Source organism: Burkholderia sp. MSMB1078WGS (genome assembly GCF_001528895.1).
Taxonomy (GTDB): Bacteria; Pseudomonadota; Gammaproteobacteria; order Burkholderiales; family Burkholderiaceae; genus Burkholderia.
Genome location: NZ_LPDI01000095.1, coordinates 156800 through 174036, shown reverse-complemented (window position 1 = coordinate 174036; position 17237 = coordinate 156800). Strand labels below are relative to the sequence as shown.

The following is a 17237-nucleotide window of genomic DNA, read 5'->3' as shown; positions in this document are numbered from 1 at the left end:
ATTGAGTGCTGCTGACAAGGAAGCCGTTCTGGAATTACTGGAAGCGGGTAAGGCGTCGGATTTGGTGGACCTGATTCTTGGTGATTCACCATGCCGCGTTACTGGTGAAGTGATCTTTGCTAATGACGATGAACGCAACGCCTATGTAATGACGATAGAGCACTTGCGATTCGTCGCCAAGTATGGGACGCAAGCTGGACCGGTCAAGGAAGGCGGACGAGTATATCTACCGTATCCCGACTACTTTGAAAAATGGTTCCAACTTGGAACTCCGGGATTGACTCAGGCGGATTTGGCCAACTATCTAGGCAAAACTGTGTGATCAACCTTGCTGAGTTAGTGCACTCGTCGAAGGGGAAGTGCTTTCTCCTCCAACGAGTGCCCATAGTGTCGCGTGATGAATCAGATTCGGCGCAAAACTCGCGTCTGGGCAAAAATTACCCTGTGTCGTATTGATGGGCCGGAGAGCCTTGTGCTATAAGGGTTTGCGCTCTTTAAGAAGGCAGTTTGCGGTAAAGACACCTGTTTGGCAATATGGTTGCGGACCGCATGCAAAGTGCGTCGATCGGGAAATCCGGGACCAACACGAGTGCGCTTTACGGTGTGGGTGGTGACGTCAATGCGATGGTGCAGGGAGCGTATCCGGTCGATCCTGCGACTCAGTTCGCATGGTCCGCCAATGCACAGTTGCGACCGACAACCAGTTCGTTCGATTCGACGGCGGCAAGCCTTGGGTTATCGACGGAGCAGGCGCTGCGCTTGATGGCGTCATCGAGCAGCGCATCGATCATTGATTCGAATGGGCCGACGAGCGCAGTGGCGTATCCGGTCCCGACGCCGTATGTGCCGGCTGTCGAGATTCCGGGCGGACCGGCTCTCAGACCTTTCCCGGTGGAGTACGGCGAAGTTAGAGCACTTCCGCCGAGCTTGCGTGACCGTCTGTCGGATCCGTCAGTTGGTAGTACGCCGGGCGGAGCGATCCTGGGAGCGGCCTATAGCGCTGTTGAGAATTTGGTCGGCAATACAGCTGCGTTGTTCTCCCCCTATGGGCTGAATCCGGTTTCGGGCGAGATGCTCAGTCCGGAGCAGTTGCAGCGAACGAAGGAAGATTTGATTATCAATGCCGGATCGCTCGGCATTGGTGGTGTTGAAGGAGAGGCGGCAGCGCTGGTGCGGCAGCAAGGTCAGGCGATGTTGCGATCGGCCGGAGAAGCCTTTGTACCACAATTCGAAAGGCTCGTTGAAAGTACGACTCCAGCTTTGCGGACGTATGTTGTGCCAGAGGGAACGACTGTTCCGCTCGGGCCACCTACACCGCGCATCAACGTTTCCGATGAGTTTGTCGTTCGGACTAGCAAAAACGGTAGCGTCTCATTGCAGTTTGGCGATCCAGAAGGGATTCATGGTCTAGTGGTCAATGTCGACAAACAGGGTGTCCTTGGCTTCAACATTCGTTCAGCACCGGGCGGCAGTTCATTCTCGACAGCATCCGGAACGGACATGTTCGCGAGTGCGATGCAACGTTTGGAGCAAGATGGCGTTCAGGTTAACGCAATTCGTGGCACCTGGATTAGTGGTACCGATAGCGTGAATGCGGCTCAGTATGCGTCGAACCTAAGTAAGGGAATGACACCTCAACAAGCGGCCGCAAATACTTGGACCGGACGCATTGCGGCGAGATACGGCTTTACCAATGTTGGGGTCCCTAACACTGGCTATTCTGCTACAACAGTAATTTTTGGACGATGAAAATTATGCTCGAAGATATTCTCAGAGGACGCGCTCCGAGCGAAGTGTTTCGAACTATCATTGCGAATGATCCAACTGTCGGGAATATCGGCCTTGCAGATCTACTAGGTGACGAATTTGTCGATTTATCTAGTGAGGCTCAACAATTAGTATGGCACTGGAAGGGGCCGGGCAAGGATCAAGGTTTATCGGATGAGGAATTAGATGCATTGCTAACAAAATTCCTAAGGCAAGCCGGATACTTGTAGCCTGAGTCTTGCGCGAAGAGTAAATCAACCTCGGGGCAATCGCCGCGGACGCGGTGGCCAGCACCGTCAGGAACATGGTGGCGAGCAACGTGCAGGCTGCTTCCGTCGACTCGACAACGCGGCGCGCTCAGGACGCGATCGCTGGCCTCAACGGGCAAATCCTGCCCGGTGGCTTGGGCGGTGTTGGCAGCGGATTCGTAGCACCGGAGTCGACGTATAGCAATGCCGCGTTGCTGTATGGCGCATACGGTGGGCTGGTCGACACGACACCGACAACCTATAGCAGCGCGTCGACGTTGTATGGTCCGAGCATGGGTGTACCGGCAGCGCCTACGCAGTTGGCCGGACAAGCGTTTAGCGCACAGTTCCCTGATGCGTTGCCGGGTGCTCTGGTGGCTGGTCCGGGCGCTGGTGAAATACCTCTCGATGCCGCAATTCGTGGTTACCGAGGCGGATATGCTGGTGTGCTGGATCCGAGTCCTGGCGCGGCCTATGCCGGCAAGTTGGTTGGCGATGCGGCGCAAAGTTTCAAGGATTTCGGCTACCAGCTTGCTGGGGCTGCGAGCGCCGATGCTGCACGTGCTGCATGGAGCAACGGCAACTACGGAACAGCGGCCGCGAAGCAACTTCAAGCGTTTGGTGAAGCAGCTTCGACATTGATAGGTGCTGGTGCTGTTGGAAGAGCGGCCGGGGCTGCGGCAGTTGAGACCTTTGGGCCGACAGTAGATAGACTGATGAGTAACTACATGTCGCGCAGCGGCATGCAGTTGAATGCGGTTGATGTAGCTGGAGTTGGCGGAACCACCGCGCGAGTAGGTGGCAAGCCAGATTGGCTGTTGCGTGTCGAGCAAGGTAACGCATTTCAATGCTGAACGCTCGTCCGCTTATCCGTACAAAGAGGTCTACGTAAACAAGTCTACGGGTCAGGGGTACTATCGATTGGATTCCTACAACCCCGGTCTTGGGGAAATTGTTTCTCGCAAGTTTACGCAGCTATCTGATATTAAGACGCAGACAGCGGTCAGCTATATCAATGAAATTCCAGGAAAATATTCGGTGAATGCTGGTATTGCAAACGTACCATCGAGTGGCGGGCTGGGTGGACAGATGTTGCGTGGTCAGTACTATCTCGAAGTGCCGGTTCAGATCAGACCAGTTCCGCAGTCGGTTCTTGATGCTGCGAACAAGGCTGGGGTGTTGATTCGAGATGTTAACGGTAGGATTTATTGATGAAGCGGCCTATCTATTTTTGTAAGTCATGGTTCCGTGCCAAGAAGCGGCCGACGGAGATTTGGTCTGAGGAGCAAGCCAGGTCGGCTCACGTCAATGGCCAACTTTACACGGTTCTTGTGGACTCCGTTGAGCGGCCATATTGTTTTCTTGAAGTAACAGCCAAGGCGATCGGACTTGGTTTTCTTGACAATTTGTTGAGGGAATCACTTTCATACGACTTCCAGGAAGTTGAGCCCGGTAAGCTATTTCTATCGATGGCCACTTATCGAGAATTTGACGGCGATACGGATAGGGTGATAATTGGGACATCATATATCTTTGCTCGTGATGGTGGCGTCACGATACGTCGAGAATTCTTCGATCCGCACCGGATTGAGACTGCTACTTCGTCGGCCGACGTGAAGCCTAATTATTCCGCTGTACCTGAGTTCGGCGAGTACGATGACTTAGTTCGTGTGGAACGCGGATAAAAGGGGATGACGTAACACATTTGGACGACAACGCCCGCTTCTGCGGGCGTTGTCGCATCTGCGCTCGAGTCTCAGAAGAGCTGTTTGGCGACGCGCCGTCGCTCGTCGTCATCGAGGTGCATTACGGGGATTCCGTCTATCGCGTGACGCAGCCAGCGGTTGGCAATAACGCGATGATCGGCGTTCGCTCTGGCTGCCGTTGACGCCGACAATTGCCGACTTCCGTCGCTGGCCGTCGCGCTGTCGTCGGTCCCGTTTGCAGCGTAAATATCGTGTTGGTCCAAAACGCACCACCCCCTTGAAATCGCACAGACATGACGCACGCGCCAAAACGCGTGCAAACCGGTCGCTCAGCCCAAGCGTGGCGCGGGTTTGAGGCGCACCACATTGCTGAGCGGTGAAACGTCGTTGCAGTGGTCGCGGATCGCGCAAAGCCAGTATGGACGTGGCTTTGCGGCATGGTGCAGATTGCACCGCGTCGAGCGCGCGACGACGACAGTGTCGCCTTGGTGTAGTCCTCGCGTATCGATCGTGTCTCTGACCTGTATCCCGAGTGTCGCCCAACTGAAAGCGATAGGCACGACGGATATGTTTGCGGAAATGCCGACGCATTGCCGAACCATATCGTGCCCAAAGGGCGTAGCCCTTTGGAAACCGGGATGGTGGTGCCGTGATGTTCCCTCGGTGTTCCATCGACGTGTGCCCATGTGCCTGTCGTGTTCTGGTGGCGTTCGTGCGAGGAGCAAAGGGAACTATTGCAGGATAGGCACATGGTGCCAGAACGTATGACAGGGGCCGATGTTGGAAGGCCTTCGTTGGCCGCACCTATGCCTTCGCGCCTGATATTCGGGAAATTGTATATACGACCAACGCGATAGAGTTGCTGCACATGCAGCTTCGGAAGATCATCAAGGCACGCGGCCACTTCTCGTCGGGCGTGGCCGCACTCAAATTGATCTGGCTGGCGCTGCGCAACGTCGTGGCCAAATGGACCGGTTCCCGGCACGATTGGAAGAGCGTCATGACTCAGTTCGCGCTGCTTTACCCGGAACGATTCAACATTGGAATCTGAATCTCAACCCGCCGCACACGCGAAATTCCGGATACCTCCAAGCGTTCGGATCCAAATTTTGACAGTTTTTAACCGCTCGGAAAATGCGAGGACGCTATGATTTGCATCTATTTGACGAGCACACCGGATACCCAATGAGTTCCGCACGATCACTTAGCATCGGCATCACAATCGGCCTTCACCACGCGACCGAGAGTCTTTGGGTCAACGGCATCAAGCAGAACGCCTTGTATCTGATGAAGCTCTTTCAACACTCGTCGCTCGGTCATCAAGTCAAGCTCGTCAACACAACGAGCGTCGAGATCACGTCCGCTCTTCCCTGGGATATCAAGCAGTTTCCGGTGTGCTCCTTCGACGACGCGAAAGATTCGCTGGATGTCCTGATCGAGCTCGGGGGGCAAATCGATCAGCAGCAAACCTCGTATCTGCAGGCACGTGGCGCAAAAGTCGTAAGCTATTGTTGTGGTCCGGAATACGTGCACATGATGCAGGCGATGATTTTTGGCAGACGGCATGCCGAAACGGTATTTATCAACCAACGTTACGACCAAGTGTGGATCATCCCGCAAGTCGTCGATACCAGCGCCGGCTTCTTCAGCGTTTTGCGACGCCAGCCTGTTCGCGAGGTGCCGTTTGTTTGGGACCCGATCTGCGTGGAAGAACGATCGGCCGCACTCCCGCATCGCGGGGAATATCGCCCGACCGGACAACCGAAGCGGTTGTCCGTGATGGAGCCGAACATCGACGTCACCAAGTTCTGCCTCTACCCGATCTTGATTGCGGAATTGGGTTATCGGAAGCTAGGCGAGAAAATATCGTATGTGCACGCGACGAACACGGAACACCTCGCGAAAGGCAGCCCCGAATTCATCGGCATCGCAACTCATCTGGATCTTGTGCGGGATTCGAAAATAAGCTTTGTCGGTTATTACAACACGCCCCAATTTCTTTCGGAATACACCGACATCGTCATTTCTCATCAATCCGGTCTTGCATTGAATTATTTCTATTTCGATGTTTGCTGGAACGGTTACGCAATGGTTCACAACGCCGACCTATGCCGCGAACTGGGTTACTTTTACAATAAAAACGACGTGGACGAAGGGTGCCGTCAACTCGAGCGAGCCGTCGAATTTCACGATGAGGATTGGCAAGGTTACCGAATTCAGCAACGAGAGCGGATCGGGCGATTTTTGTCCACCAACCCGAAACAGGTGGAAGCGTATGACAGGTTGCTTGTCGGGCTTTTTGAGTGAGACCGATCGTCCCGCTTCAGTGACGGTTATATCAAGCTGAAGGGGCTGGATGTCGCCGGGCGCTGGACATGTCGCCCAACTATTTTGCGGGACGGGCGCGTGATCTGGCACCGGAAGATCTCCGGCCCGTGACACGCTGATATCGGAGCGCGCCGGCTTGCGCCGAATGGACTGACGGACAGCAAATCGTCGTAGAAGCGGGGCATCACCGCACCCCCGCCCGTGCAGCAATCACCCCTATTGCATCATCGCCAGCCAACGCATCCGCCATCTCTATTATCGGTCTGCTCCAGTCGCCCAATCTTGCTTGCCGTTATAGCTGCATGGACCTGTACCACGGCGTATCGCGATGGCTGTTGTACCAGCGCTTGGCGCGGGGTGGTCGCTTGTCACTTTACCCCCGGTGAAGTGCGCTGGCTCAGTTTGACGAGTATTACTTGCGAAGGGCAAACGCGGCCATCAGATCGTCCTTGAGGCTGTCATCTTCCAGGATGGCTTGCGCGACCCGGTTCGCAATCGACTGAAACGTTGGATCGTTGACCTGCTCGTCGCCGAATTGCCGGTGCAGCACATGCTCGACCGCGGCGCGCGTCAACTGGAACTCGTCCGTCACGCCCGCTGCGAGCAACTGGTCGATATGCGCTCGGAGCGTTTCACCCAACGGGCGTGGCCCGCTTTTCGATGTTGTACTGGCGGCCGACGTCGCACCAGCGGCGCCCGGCCGCGCGCGGGCCTTCTTGTCGAGTTCGCTGCACAGTATCTCGGTGAGCTGGTCGAGCGTGGTGCGGGAAATCATGGCGATGGAAAAGCCTATCAGCGGGGCGTGGAACACGCCGGATCGATTTCCGGAAGGATACCCGTCTTTTCCGATGACGCGTGATTGCCCGGCGAAGTATCAACGATCGACTCGACGTGCCGGAGCACGTCCGCAATATAGCGATTGATCAGCGGGTATTTCGTATTCGATGCCATCCCCGCACGTAACTGCTCGCCGGCCAGTGCAAAGCGGTCGTCAGCGAGGTTCAGCAAGCCGGTTTTCAGCATGCGCAGCGTATCGTCGGCCGGCAGCGTATCGAGTTGCTGCCACGCATCGACGGCCCGATCGACATGACCATGAGTCAAGTGGAGAAAGCCGAGCATGAAGCCTGCGACAGGGAAATCGGGCGTCAGTTGCCGCGATGCGTCGAAATCGCTTCTGGCAGCCTCATAGTGCTGCGCCCCGGCATGAACTGCGCCGCGCAGGAACCACAACCGGTAGTCGTCGGGCCAGCGCTCGAGTGCGTTGTTCAACGCGTGGAGCGCCGCTTCGTCGCTGGATCGCATGGATTCCACCAGCACGGCCATCCGGTCGTCCGGGCACAAAATCGATGACAGGTTGTTTTCCATGGCGAGTCACGCAAGAAGATAGAAGTCGTCGGTGCCGATCTGCCGACGAAGCTCGTCGAGTGCCGCGCGATGCAACTGCGAAATGCGGCCTTTGGACAGGTTGAGAATGTCGGCGATGTGCTCGAAGCTCAAGCGATGAAAGTAGTGGTAGCGAATGATCTTCTGCTCGCGTGCGGGCAGGCGGTCGACCGCCTCGTACAGGCGGGAGCGCGTCTGCTGCTGCGCCAGCGTCCGGTACGGATGGTCCTGGAAGGACTGCGCCGCCCCTGGGTCGGCACCGATCATGCCCGTATCGTCGAGCATGAAACTGATAGCGAGGCCGACGGTCACGCCCGCGAGCACGCGAAAGACGTCGCGTGGCTGGCCACCGGGGGCATCCTTCAGCGACTCAAGCCGCTCGCGGCGGATGCTGGCACGCAGCGCGGTCTGTTCCTGCCCGTCGGTCAGCCGGGTGACGCCGTCGAGGACGCTACCTTTGATCCGCTGTGTGGCGAATGTCGTGAATGCAACGCCGCGGGTCCGGTCGAACCGGTCGATGGATTCGAGCAGGCCGACACAGGAGAACTGCATGTAGTCCTGGTACTCGACATCGTCCCGATGCCGCCCGCGATACAGCTTGCCGGCGAGCGCGGCCGCATACGACAGGTAAAAATCGAACAGCGCCTCCCTGGTGTCGGGGTCGCGCCTGCGCTCGAAGGCGACCCACAGATCGTGCTCCGGTCCTTCTGTCGACAGAGCGCGCATCGCGCCCGGCAGATCCGGCAGCGTCATTTGAAACTACCCAGCACGCCGCGCAAAATGAGACCCCAGCCGTCGACCAGCACGAACATCAGCACCTTGAGCGGCAGCGAGATCGTCGCGGGCGGCACCATCAGCATGCCGAGCGACAGCAGTACGCTGGAGACGACGAGATCGATCAGCAGGAACGGCAGCAAGATGACGAAACCGATCTGGAACGACACTCGCAGCTCGTTCAGGATGAATGCGGGCGTCAATTGCAGCAGGCTGACGTCGGCGGGCGTTGCCGGAAGCGGCTGATGCGACATCTCGTACATCCACTTCAGTTCGTCCTCGCGCACCTGGCGCAGCATGAAGTCGCGCAACGGCCCGCTGCTGCGCTCGAGCGCCTGCGACAATTCCAAGTGACCGCCGATGAACGGCTGAAGCGCATCGTGGTTGATCGTCTGCAGCGTCGGCAGCATCGCGAACACGGTCAGGAACAGCGCGAGGCTGATCAGTACCGGCGTCGGCGGCGTTTCGGGCATGCCGAATGCATGGCGGATCATCGACAGCACGATCGCGATCCGGATGAAAGCCGTCATGGAGACCACGAATGCCGGGAGCAGGCTGAGTACCGTCAGCAGCACGGCGATTCGGACGGCTTCGGACATGCCGGCCCCGGAGCGCTCGAAGTCGGCGACGCCGAGCGCCGACAGCGGGGCTGCAGCCTGCACTGCAGGTGACGCATGGGCCCAATTGGCGGCACCGCCCAGGAACGCAAACAGCATGACGGCCAGAACGCGGAGCAACGTCGAGCGCATTTCAGGACTCCTGCGGCAACTGGTCGCGAGCGTCGACGACACGGCTGCCGTTCGCATCGGACATGAGGAGAACAACGCGCCGGTCATATTCGATCAGATGCAAGGTGGCCCGAGCGGAAAGTCGGGCATGTTCGATCACGCGAATGCGCGGCACATTCCCGGGATCGCGTGGCGTGCCGCGGACGGAGCGTGCCCGGATGACGAGTGCGGCGACCACGCCGATCGCGAGGCACAACAGCAACGCCAGCACGACGCGAACCCAGTCGACGCCGAGGTGCGAAAAGAGGCTGACGGCCGGCGCGGCATCCGGTGCGCGTTCGAGCCACGATGCGGGTACCGGTGTGGTCATCGATCGGCTGTTCCAACGCTGACGATGCGCACGCCGAAACGGCCGTCGACGGCGACGATTTCGCCGGTCGCGATCGCCTTGCCGTTCAACGCGATCTCGACCGGATCGCCGACCGATCGATCCAGCTCGAGCACGCCGCCCGATTGCAACGTCATCATGTCCTTGACGTTCATCGTGGTGCGACCGAGCAGCACGTCGACCGTGACCTTGACGCCGTCGAGCAGCTCGAGCATCGGGCGCGGCGATGCTTCCGCGCTCGCGTCGGCGTGCTGTTCGGGCAGATCGACGCGGGCCGCTACGGCCTGTTTGGGAAACGTATGGGTAGTCATGGCGAATCGGGCGTCGCGAGCGACGTCAGTTTGAAGGAAAGCGATGTGCCGGTATGGCCCGGCGTACCGAACGCGACGGTGGACGAGGTTTCGTCGACGACCAGCGTGGCAGGCGCGTCGATCGTGCGATCGAGGACGATGACGTCGCCCGGCGATAACGTCGTCAACTGGGCAGCGGACAATTCACATCGACCGAGCCGCACGGACAGTGCGACCTGACACGTATCCAGCGCGATGCGGCGCGGTGTCAGCTCGGTGCCGATCCGCGAACGCGGGACGGCGCGCGCGTCGGATGCGCCGTTGTTCCAGACATGCCGGACGTCGCAGAACAGCAACGCAAGCGCGTCGCCATTCGGCGCGACAATCGGCAGCCGAAAAAGACCGTAGCCGCTGAACGATGTCGCGGCGGTGGAGACGTCATTGCCGGCGGGTGCTGAAGCTGTCCGACCGGAAGCAGACGATACGCACAGCGACGCAATCAGGTCGTCGCGGATTTCGGCGGCGATCGATGCGAGGAAGCCATGGCATGCGGGGTTGTCGAATGCGTGTCCACCCGCAGCGAACGCGGCGTCGATCAGACGCCGATCGCTGCGCTCGGACATGTCGATGCGCACACCCGGAGCACAACAGTGACTGGTTTGTGCCCGCGCGTCGGGTTCGGGCGGCTTGCCGGGCAGGCTCGCGACGTCGCCGAGCGAAAAGCACGTCCGACCGAACCACCGCGACTGCCAGTCGGCGAGTGCCGTCTCGAACAGCGCCCGCGCGAGATCAGGATCGCGATTGCTGGCCGGGCGCCAGGTGACGGGGCCGATGCTCATCCCTGACTCCGCATCTGAAGCAGCTGTTGCATCATCTCGTTTGCCGCGCTCACGACTTGGGACGAAGCCTGAAAGCCGCGCTGGATCAGGATGAGCTGGCCGAACTCGGACGACAAGTCGACGTTCGACGCCTCGGTCGCACCGGAAAGCAGCTTGCCGACGCCGGCGCCATTGCTGGAGCGATACGCAGGCGGGGCGGCGTGGCTCGCATCGAACAGTCCCTTGCCCATCTGAATCAGTTCCTGGGGATTGGAAAAACTGGCGAGGGCGACCGCGCCGAGCTTGTCGTTTTGTCCGTTGGAATAGCCGATCACGAGCTGACCGTCCTGATCGATGCTCAGCGACGACAGCGTGCCGGTCGCGTAACCATCCTTGGACAACACGCGCAGGGTCGATGTCGTGCCCGCGGAATAGCTCGTCACGCCATTGGAGAAATCGAGCGAAACCGTGAGCAGCGGCGCGTTGGCAGGGCGCAACGTGACGCCGATCTTGTTCTGCCCGGGATCGGGAATGCCGCCGGTGAATTGCAGCGTGCTTTCCTGGACGGGCACGCCGTTTTCGTCGCTGACGGACACCTTCCAGCGTCCGGGAAGCGGGCCGGAATCGGGTTTGAAATCGAGCTTGAGCGTGTGTTTCCCGCCAGTGGCGTCATATACGTCTATGTTGGGAATCGAGAAGCTGGTGGACCCCGTCGACAGGTTGTCGGTGAACTTGACGACGGTCGTTGCCATCGGCGGATTCACCTGCTTGCCCGCAACCGACAGGCCCGAGAGACCACCCGAGCCGGTGAGCGCCGCCAGCTGCAGCCCGGTGCTCTTGTCGCGAATCGACCCGTCGTCGTCGACGATGAACTGGCCCGTTCGCGTGTAGCGGGCGTCCTTTCCGTCGAGCAGCGTCAGGAATCCGTTGCCCTGGATCGCGAGATCGAGCTGACCATCGCTCGGCCGCGTGTCGCCTTGCTTGAAATTCAGCGAAGCGTAGCCGTATTCGACACCGCTGCCGGAATAGGCGACGTTCGGATTGCCGCTGGAGCCGCGTGCGAATTGCTGGCCGTAGTAGAGGTCGGCAAACTGCGGCGTCGACGTCTTGAAGCCGGCGGTATTGAGGTTGGCCACGTTGTTGCTGATGGTCTGCAAGCCGCGCGAATAGGCTGTCAAGCCGCTCATGCCGATGTAGATGCTTTCAAGCATGGATCTCTCCCGGTCGCGCCGATTATCGAACAGCGACGATCTGCGCGACCGTCGCGTTGGTCAGGAATTGGCCGTCTGCCGTTTCGATCGTCAATTGCGGCTGGCCGTCCTTGAACGACACGCTCTTCACGACACCGCTCAGTTGCGCCGTATCGGTCTGTACATCCACGTTGCGGCCGAGCAGCCCGACCGTCCTGGTGGCCGACTGGACCGTCAGCAGGCTGTCGATCTTGTCCGTCATCTGCCGGCTCTGCTCGAGCGACGTGAACTGTGCGAGTTGCGATACGAACTCGAAGTTGTCGACGGGCTTCAGCGGATCCTGGTAGGTAAGCTGCGTCAGGATGATCTGCAGCAGCGACTGCATGTTCAGGCCGAGCGAATCTGCCCGGGCGCCGAGATTGGCGGACGAGGCAATGGGATCAATCGCCATGAGTGGTTTCTCCGGGAGCGTTGCGGTCGATGCCGTTGATCACGAGCTTCGACGTGGGGTAGCCGCTCTGCTGCAGAGCGGTGCGAACATGGGAATCGAGCAAGTCGAGGTCGTCGGGATCGGCCTGTGCGATGCGAAGCGACACAAGTGGCGCGCCATTCCCCGGCAGGACCGTCACGCGAAACGGCGAGGCGGCCGGTGGTGACGATACGTTGGCGACCGGGAGGTCGCGGCCGGAGGCCACGCCAGCGATGTGTTCGGTCGAACCGGGTGCTTTTGCGTCCGGTTGCCCGAAACGCTCGGGTAGCGGTCGAGGACCAGGCGCCTGGTATGCGCTCGCAGGTCGAGCCGCATCCTCGCGCTGTGGCAGCGTTGTCGGGGCGCTCGTTTGCGTAAGCGAGACCGCGGGGCCGACGTCGGGCACAACCGTCGTCACGGCTTGCGACGAGAGAGGCGACGCGATCGAGGCGGTGTACTGTTCGGTGATGGCGGGAGCGCTCACCGGCGACTCGACGGTTGCCGGGTTGCAGGGCGTCGATCGGGCGGGACTGTCGGCAGGAAGCGCTGACACGGCGTTGCGCCACATGTCCTGCTCCATCGAGCGAAGCAACTGGCCAAACGCGTTGCCGGTGCCGCTGGCCGATATGCGCGGCCGATCGGCTGACGCGTCGGCCGCACGAAGCAACTGAACATCCGTTGTCATCAATTCTCCCCAGAAAGGGCTACGCGGATCTCTAGTTCGGTCATCCGTCGCTCGTCGAGCGCCGCGCGATGTCGTTTCTCCATGTGCAGGGCGTGCTGATCGGCGGCGTCGGCGAGGCGGTCGCGTTGCTGCAGAGCCGCGCGAACGACCTCCAACTCGGTGGTCCGCATGTCGACGCGCCGCGCCGCGGTGTTGCGTTGGATGGAAACGGATTCGAGTGCGGCCGAGCAATTAGCGAGCAGCGCGGGCGATAGCCGGTCGGCCAGGGCCGCGCCGCGCCACGCCGCGAGATGCGAGTCGTGCTCGGCTTCGACTTGCTGCTGCCGGTCGCGCTCGACATCGAGCGCAGCGCGTGCCTGCGCGGCACGCGAGATTGCCTGTTGCAGTTGCAGTTGACGGACGAGCGCGATGTCGAGCGCAGCGTTCCGTTGCGAGCGGCGTGTCATGACGTCGCCTCCAGTATGGTTTTCAGCGATACGATCGCGTGATCGCGATCGGTGGCCTGCCCGACGTCCTGCCGGAGAAAATCAATGAGGCTGGAACGGATGCGCAGCGCATCGTCGAGCACGGGATTGCTGCCGGCGACATAGAGACCGGCTTCGATGAGCGTGCGCGACTGCTCGTAGAGCGACAGCCCGGCGAGGGCACGCGCAGCCAGATGGCGCGCATCATCGCTGGCGACGTGTTGCATGACCCGACTGACGCTTCGCGTCACATCGATCGCCGGGAAATGCCCCTGCTCGGCGAGCGTTCGCGTCAGCACGAGGTGTCCGTCCAGCAGCGCGCGCATGGTTTCGGCCATCGGATCGTCGATTTCGTCGGTTTCGGCCAGCACCGTCATCAGCGCTGTGATAGCGCCGCCGTCGCGCACCGCGCCGCAGCGTTCGACGACCTTCGGCAATGCGGCGAAGACGCTCGGTGTATAGGCTCGAAGGGTGGGAGGCTCTCCCGCCGCGAGGCCGATCTCGCGCAGCGCGAGCGCATAGCGCGTGATCGAGTCGAGCAGCAGCAGCACATGCTTGCCCTGCGAACGGAAATACTCGGCGTGGGCCAGTGCCGCCGATACGCTGCGTGCACGCAGGATGGCAGGCTGATCGGACGTGGCGATCACCATTACCGACCGCGCGCGTGACACATCCTGAAGCGCCCGGTGCCAGAAATCCTCGGCTTCGCGTCCGCGTTCACCGACGAGACACAGAACGCACACGTCTGCATCGACGTGGCGAGCCAGTCCGGACAGCAGCGTCGTTTTGCCGACGCCGCTCCCCGCGAAGATGCCGATGCGCTGGCCGACGCCGAGCGTCAGCAGCGTATCGATTGCTCGGATCCCCGTATCGAGCGCACGATCGGGGGTGGTGCGATCGAGCGGCGACGTGGGCACGCCCGAAAGCGGCCACGGATGTCGCGGTGCAATCGCAGCGCCGCCATCGAGCGGCCGGCCGAGTGGATCGACGATCCGCCCCAGGTACGCGTCGCCCACGGGCAGTGTTGCGTCCGAGCCGACCGCGCGTACCGTATCTCCGATACAGAGCGATAGGGTGGCCTGATAAGGGGCAAGCGTAATTCTGCCAACTTCCGCACGGGTGACCTCGGCATATAGCGGGGGCGTCTGTTCTCCCAGGACGCAAAGCGAGCCGACCGCTACGCCGGGGCCGTTTGCATCGATGAAGGTCGGCATGATGCGGGTCACGGTGCCCAGTCGCGCGACGGGGTCGAGGCGGCGCAGCGCGTCGATATAAGGATGCACGGGGCGCCGTTCATGCATGACTGTCCGTCTCCCGGATCGTCGCAGCGATGCTGGCCAACTGGCGTGGGATACCGACGTCGAGCTTGCCGAGCGTCAGGTCGATTACGCAGGCGCCAGCAGGAAGCTGCGGATCGGCGACGAGCGACACCGACGGTGCCGTGTCGAGCGTGTGTCGAACGGTGTCGAGCCGTGCCGGATCGGGGAAATCGTCCGCGGACACGCGGATTCCGACGAGCGACTCCTGCGCGATCGACATCAGGCGATGGCGTACGGTATCAATGACGAGTTCGGCATGACGGGTCGGATCGCCCAGCACGCGCTCCAGCCCGACGAGTGCGACCTCTGCCGCGAGCTTCTCCAGCGATGCCAGCCGAGCAATGAACGTGTCGCGCGCGGCATCGATGCCGCTTTTCAGCAACGCGAGTCGTTCGGCCTCGGCATGCGCCGCCTGCCGAATGCCATCTTCGATGCCGCGCTCGAATGCCGTTCGAGCGGATTGCGCGAGTTCGGCCTCGTGGCCGGATGCTGTCGCTTCGAGTGCGGCAATCCGTGCAAGCAAGCGATCGCGCTCCGGCGCAAATGCATCGCCGGTGTTGCCATCGTCGTGCGCATGCGCCACCGGGGAATGTGCCATCGGCGACGAACAAGGCTCCGTCACGGCCGACTGCGCGCCGAGAGACACGCGCTCGACGCTCAGCACGATCTGTTCTGCCTTGATGATCGGGCTCACGTGCGCCTCCTGCGGAGGCCGTCGAGCAAGCGCCGTCTCCACGAGCTCGGCGGACGCTGCGAAGTTGTGTCGACCTCGACGGCCGGCGGAAGCGCTCGAATCGCTTCGTCAGCGGCGCGCAGCAGCGCATCGCGTGCACGCGGCGCGAGTGGCGCGACGGTATGACGCCGCCATGCCGGATGATCCGCGAACAGGCGCGTGCGCTGCGCGTCGTCGACACTGCCGGCCAGTTGTGCGAGCAGCGCATCGGGCCAGTGGCCGGCGAGACGCTCGATGGCAGGAGCATGATTGGGCGATCCTTCGCCGTCGTCTTGCAACGGTGCGTCGGACAGGACCGTCGCCAATCCGCCAGGTTCTCCCTGGCCGAGCGACGCCGCGTCTTTGAGCAGCGGGCGCAACTGCTTGCGCTCGGCGTCCGATAACGCATGCCAGACTGCCTCGATGTCGTCGGCGGGCCGATGGGCGAGATCGGCAACAAGGCCGCGCAGGCGTCGGTCGATACGCGCGTTAGCCTTCATGATGCTGACGACTCTCGGAAAGAAGGACACGGAGGCGCGTGACGTACTCGGCGCGTTCCGTCGAAGTCATTGCGTGCTGCCCGGCGGGTCGTCTGCCGCCGGCAAGCGCGCGCCACAGCAGGGCGCTTCCAATCAGCAGCACGAGGACCGTTGCGGACGCGGCAACTGGACCCGGCAATCCGAGCCTTGCCCAGACCTGCCGAATACCGCCCGGTCGTACGGCCGTGTGGTCGGCGAGCAAGTCGCCGACGGGATTCGGCGCCGGCATCGTGGGGGCGCCGCCATCGACTGCCGGCGGCGATGCAATTCCGGTTGCCGACCCGTCGGCTGCTTGAGAGCGTGCGAAGATGACGACCGTGTCGCCACGCGACCCGTCCGCACCGACTGCCGCGGCCGTGACCGATTTCAGTTGCGTCAGCGTCTCTTCCGGTAGCGTGCCGTCGATCACGACGCCGACGCTCAGATGTTTCAGCGAGCCCGGCGCAGACACGATCTGCTCCAGCTTGCGTTCCGTTCGCGTGCCATCGGACGACGATGTGGACGGCAACGGCGGAAGGGCGGACACTCCGATGCCCTTGGCATTCACCGACGATGGCGGCAACGGAATGCCGGTCGACCCCGCGCTCGCGATCGGCCGATTCAGATCGGATTCGTTGGTGACGCGCACTTGATCGAAATTCAGCGTTGCGTCGACACTGACGGTTGCATGGCGCGCGCCGAGCAACGGGGCAATCTGCACGCCGATCTTGCGCTCGTACTCGCGTTCGAGTGCGTGCTTGAGCGCGTAGTGCGGATCGTCGACGGGAACATCGCGTCCGGAAGCCGATTCCCCGCGCTGGTCAAGCACCGTCACGTCGGCCGCAGACAGCTGCGGGACCGCGGCGGCCACGAGGCGTTGAATGCCGCGCACCGTGTCGGAGCCGAGCGTATGGCCGCTACGCATGAACAGTGCGACGGACGCCTTTGGCCGATCGTCCGCGCGCCGAAAGATCGACGAATCGGGAAACGCGAGATGGACACGCGCGAGTTCGATCTCGTCGAGCGACATGATGGTTCGCGCGAGTTCGCCCTGCAGCGCACGCTGGTAGTTGACCTTCTGCGCGAAGTCGGTAATGCCGAGATCCGAGTTGTTGAATAGTTCGAAGCCGACGGCCCCCTGTAGCCGCATGTCGCTGCTCATCAGCCTGAGCCGCATGACTTGCGCGTCCGCGGCGGGAACCAGCACGGCAGAAGATGATTCGTCGACCCGGAAGGGGACTTTCTGCCGTTCGAGTTCGGCGACGATGGTGGCCGCGTCTTGCGGCTTCAGGTCCCGGAACAGCACTTGATAGCGCGGACGCAGTGCGAAATAGCCGGCGGTGATCAACGATGCGACGAGTGCAACCAGAACGGCAACGCTGATCAATTGGCGGCGCGGCGATGCGTCGGCAAACGACGCGCGAATACGTGTGAGCAGAGATTCCATGGC

The 17237-nt window shown here is 61.2% G+C and carries 23 protein-coding genes and 1 pseudogene; 9 read left to right on the top strand and 15 right to left on the bottom strand.

The features are described 5' to 3' along the window. The first annotated feature begins 1 nt into the window (after nt 1). The 9 genes and pseudogenes from WT24_RS34640 to WT24_RS23885 all read left to right on the top strand — a co-directional run bounded on the left by WT24_RS34640 (nt 2) and on the right by WT24_RS23885 (nt 6028). Nucleotides 2-322, top strand: a complete 321-nt coding sequence (locus WT24_RS34640) for a hypothetical protein (RefSeq protein ID WP_156440222.1) — start codon at nt 2-4, stop codon at nt 320-322. A gap of 227 nt (nt 323-549) precedes the next feature. Further along, nucleotides 550-1749 (top strand): hypothetical protein, encoded by a 1200-nt coding sequence (locus WT24_RS34635; protein ID WP_156440223.1) that lies wholly within the window; start codon nt 550-552, stop codon nt 1747-1749. After that, entirely contained in the window at nt 1746-1997 is a 252-nt protein-coding gene (locus WT24_RS34630) for a hypothetical protein (RefSeq protein WP_156440224.1), read from the top strand. The genes WT24_RS34635 and WT24_RS34630 overlap by 4 nt, the downstream gene beginning before the upstream one ends. A gap of 74 nt (nt 1998-2071) precedes the next feature. Further along, a complete protein-coding gene (locus WT24_RS34625; protein ID WP_156440225.1) occupies nt 2072-2869 on the top strand; it encodes a hypothetical protein in 798 nt (265 codons plus the stop codon). A 67-nt stretch (nt 2870-2936) separates the two neighbouring features. Further along, complete coding sequence (locus tag WT24_RS34620; RefSeq protein ID WP_156440226.1) at nt 2937-3227, top strand: hypothetical protein; 291 nt, start codon at nt 2937-2939, stop codon at nt 3225-3227. Then, nucleotides 3227-3700: a lytic transglycosylase gene (locus tag WT24_RS34615; protein WP_156440227.1), complete on the top strand. Its 474-nt coding sequence runs from the start codon at nt 3227-3229 to the stop codon at nt 3698-3700. The genes WT24_RS34620 and WT24_RS34615 overlap by 1 nt, the downstream gene beginning before the upstream one ends. Before the next feature lie 20 nt (nt 3701-3720). Continuing rightward, nucleotides 3721-3903, top strand: coding sequence for a hypothetical protein (locus WT24_RS34610; RefSeq protein WP_156440228.1), 183 nt, complete (start codon nt 3721-3723; stop codon nt 3901-3903). A gap of 623 nt (nt 3904-4526) precedes the next feature. Continuing rightward, nucleotides 4527-4772, top strand: a pseudogene (locus tag WT24_RS23890) (transposase); the annotation flags it as partial. A 134-nt stretch (nt 4773-4906) separates the two neighbouring features. Continuing rightward, entirely contained in the window at nt 4907-6028 is a 1122-nt protein-coding gene (locus WT24_RS23885) for a DUF2827 domain-containing protein (protein WP_060036055.1), read from the top strand. Between the two features lie 433 nt (nt 6029-6461). On the opposite strand, the gene WT24_RS23880 is transcribed toward WT24_RS23885, so the two are convergent. Genes WT24_RS23880 through fliF form a run of 15 tightly spaced genes read right to left on the bottom strand, consistent with a single transcriptional unit; the run spans nt 6462 to nt 17234 of the window. After that, entirely contained in the window at nt 6462-6860 is a 399-nt protein-coding gene (locus WT24_RS23880; RefSeq protein ID WP_257127553.1) for a hypothetical protein, read from the bottom strand. Then, complete coding sequence (locus WT24_RS23875) at nt 6842-7414, bottom strand: hypothetical protein (RefSeq protein ID WP_156440229.1); 573 nt, start codon at nt 7412-7414, stop codon at nt 6842-6844. The genes WT24_RS23880 and WT24_RS23875 overlap by 19 nt, the downstream gene beginning before the upstream one ends. Nucleotides 7415-7420: 6 nt before the next feature. Continuing rightward, on the bottom strand, nt 7421-8185 hold the full coding sequence (locus tag WT24_RS23870) for a sigma-70 family RNA polymerase sigma factor (protein ID WP_257127552.1): 765 nt from the start codon (nt 8183-8185) through the stop codon (nt 7421-7423). Then, nucleotides 8182-8997: a flagellar type III secretion system pore protein FliP gene (gene fliP / locus WT24_RS23865; protein WP_257127551.1), complete on the bottom strand. Its 816-nt coding sequence runs from the start codon at nt 8995-8997 to the stop codon at nt 8182-8184. The genes WT24_RS23870 and fliP overlap by 4 nt, the downstream gene beginning before the upstream one ends. Further along, nucleotides 8957-9304 carry a hypothetical protein gene (locus WT24_RS23860; RefSeq protein WP_060036053.1) on the bottom strand — a complete coding sequence of 116 codons (348 nt, stop codon included), beginning with the start codon at nt 9302-9304 and terminating at the stop codon, nt 8957-8959. The genes fliP and WT24_RS23860 overlap by 41 nt, the downstream gene beginning before the upstream one ends. After that, entirely contained in the window at nt 9301-9633 is a 333-nt protein-coding gene (gene fliN / locus WT24_RS23855) for a flagellar motor switch protein FliN (RefSeq protein WP_060036052.1), read from the bottom strand. Before fliN ends, WT24_RS23860 begins: the two co-directional genes overlap by 4 nt. Beyond that, a complete protein-coding gene (locus WT24_RS23850; RefSeq protein WP_060036051.1) occupies nt 9630-10451 on the bottom strand; it encodes a FliM/FliN family flagellar motor C-terminal domain-containing protein in 822 nt (273 codons plus the stop codon). Before WT24_RS23850 ends, fliN begins: the two co-directional genes overlap by 4 nt. Beyond that, a complete protein-coding gene (locus tag WT24_RS23845; RefSeq protein WP_060036050.1) occupies nt 10448-11641 on the bottom strand; it encodes a flagellar hook protein FlgE in 1194 nt (397 codons plus the stop codon). Before WT24_RS23845 ends, WT24_RS23850 begins: the two co-directional genes overlap by 4 nt. A 22-nt stretch (nt 11642-11663) precedes the next feature. Next, nucleotides 11664-12071: a flagellar hook assembly protein FlgD gene (locus WT24_RS23840; RefSeq protein ID WP_060036049.1), complete on the bottom strand. Its 408-nt coding sequence runs from the start codon at nt 12069-12071 to the stop codon at nt 11664-11666. Beyond that, nucleotides 12061-12774 carry a hypothetical protein gene (locus tag WT24_RS34605; RefSeq protein WP_156440230.1) on the bottom strand — a complete coding sequence of 238 codons (714 nt, stop codon included), beginning with the start codon at nt 12772-12774 and terminating at the stop codon, nt 12061-12063. Before WT24_RS34605 ends, WT24_RS23840 begins: the two co-directional genes overlap by 11 nt. Next, nucleotides 12774-13220, bottom strand: coding sequence for a hypothetical protein (locus WT24_RS23835; RefSeq protein ID WP_060036048.1), 447 nt, complete (start codon nt 13218-13220; stop codon nt 12774-12776). Before WT24_RS23835 ends, WT24_RS34605 begins: the two co-directional genes overlap by 1 nt. Then, a complete protein-coding gene (locus WT24_RS23830) occupies nt 13217-14539 on the bottom strand; it encodes a FliI/YscN family ATPase (RefSeq protein ID WP_060036047.1) in 1323 nt (440 codons plus the stop codon). The genes WT24_RS23835 and WT24_RS23830 overlap by 4 nt, the downstream gene beginning before the upstream one ends. Continuing rightward, nucleotides 14532-15251 (bottom strand): hypothetical protein, encoded by a 720-nt coding sequence (locus tag WT24_RS23825; RefSeq protein WP_060036046.1) that lies wholly within the window; start codon nt 15249-15251, stop codon nt 14532-14534. The genes WT24_RS23830 and WT24_RS23825 overlap by 8 nt, the downstream gene beginning before the upstream one ends. After that, nucleotides 15248-15769, bottom strand: coding sequence for a hypothetical protein (locus WT24_RS23820; protein WP_060036045.1), 522 nt, complete (start codon nt 15767-15769; stop codon nt 15248-15250). The genes WT24_RS23825 and WT24_RS23820 overlap by 4 nt, the downstream gene beginning before the upstream one ends. Further along, nucleotides 15759-17234 carry a flagellar basal-body MS-ring/collar protein FliF gene (gene fliF, locus WT24_RS23815; RefSeq protein ID WP_060036044.1) on the bottom strand — a complete coding sequence of 492 codons (1476 nt, stop codon included), beginning with the start codon at nt 17232-17234 and terminating at the stop codon, nt 15759-15761. The genes WT24_RS23820 and fliF overlap by 11 nt, the downstream gene beginning before the upstream one ends. Between the last annotated feature and the right edge of the window lie 3 nt (nt 17235-17237).

What these genes read in the sequence shown, in the direction of transcription:
- WT24_RS34635 (WP_156440223.1), top strand. Translation starts at nt 550, where the DNA reads ATGCAAAGTGCGTCGATCGGGAAATCCGGGACCAACACGAGTGCGCTT.
- WT24_RS34630 (WP_156440224.1), top strand. Translation starts at nt 1,746, where the DNA reads ATGAAAATTATGCTCGAAGATATTCTCAGAGGACGCGCTCCGAGCGAA.
- WT24_RS34625 (WP_156440225.1), top strand. Translation starts at nt 2,072, where the DNA reads ATGGTGGCGAGCAACGTGCAGGCTGCTTCCGTCGACTCGACAACGCGG.
- WT24_RS34615 (WP_156440227.1), top strand. Translation starts at nt 3,227, where the DNA reads ATGAAGCGGCCTATCTATTTTTGTAAGTCATGGTTCCGTGCCAAGAAG.
- WT24_RS23885 (WP_060036055.1), top strand. Translation starts at nt 4,907, where the DNA reads ATGAGTTCCGCACGATCACTTAGCATCGGCATCACAATCGGCCTTCAC.
- WT24_RS23875 (WP_156440229.1), bottom strand. Translation starts at nt 7,414, where the DNA reads ATGGAAAACAACCTGTCATCGATTTTGTGCCCGGACGACCGGATGGCC.
- WT24_RS23870 (WP_257127552.1), bottom strand. Translation starts at nt 8,185, where the DNA reads ATGACGCTGCCGGATCTGCCGGGCGCGATGCGCGCTCTGTCGACAGAA.
- WT24_RS23860 (WP_060036053.1), bottom strand. Translation starts at nt 9,304, where the DNA reads ATGACCACACCGGTACCCGCATCGTGGCTCGAACGCGCACCGGATGCC.
- fliN (WP_060036052.1), bottom strand. Translation starts at nt 9,633, where the DNA reads ATGACTACCCATACGTTTCCCAAACAGGCCGTAGCGGCCCGCGTCGAT.
- WT24_RS23850 (WP_060036051.1), bottom strand. Translation starts at nt 10,451, where the DNA reads ATGAGCATCGGCCCCGTCACCTGGCGCCCGGCCAGCAATCGCGATCCT.
- WT24_RS23845 (WP_060036050.1), bottom strand. Translation starts at nt 11,641, where the DNA reads ATGCTTGAAAGCATCTACATCGGCATGAGCGGCTTGACAGCCTATTCG.
- WT24_RS23840 (WP_060036049.1), bottom strand. Translation starts at nt 12,071, where the DNA reads ATGGCGATTGATCCCATTGCCTCGTCCGCCAATCTCGGCGCCCGGGCA.
- WT24_RS34605 (WP_156440230.1), bottom strand. Translation starts at nt 12,774, where the DNA reads ATGACAACGGATGTTCAGTTGCTTCGTGCGGCCGACGCGTCAGCCGAT.
- WT24_RS23835 (WP_060036048.1), bottom strand. Translation starts at nt 13,220, where the DNA reads ATGACACGCCGCTCGCAACGGAACGCTGCGCTCGACATCGCGCTCGTC.
- WT24_RS23830 (WP_060036047.1), bottom strand. Translation starts at nt 14,539, where the DNA reads ATGCATGAACGGCGCCCCGTGCATCCTTATATCGACGCGCTGCGCCGC.
- WT24_RS23820 (WP_060036045.1), bottom strand. Translation starts at nt 15,769, where the DNA reads ATGAAGGCTAACGCGCGTATCGACCGACGCCTGCGCGGCCTTGTTGCC.
- fliF (WP_060036044.1), bottom strand. Translation starts at nt 17,234, where the DNA reads ATGGAATCTCTGCTCACACGTATTCGCGCGTCGTTTGCCGACGCATCG.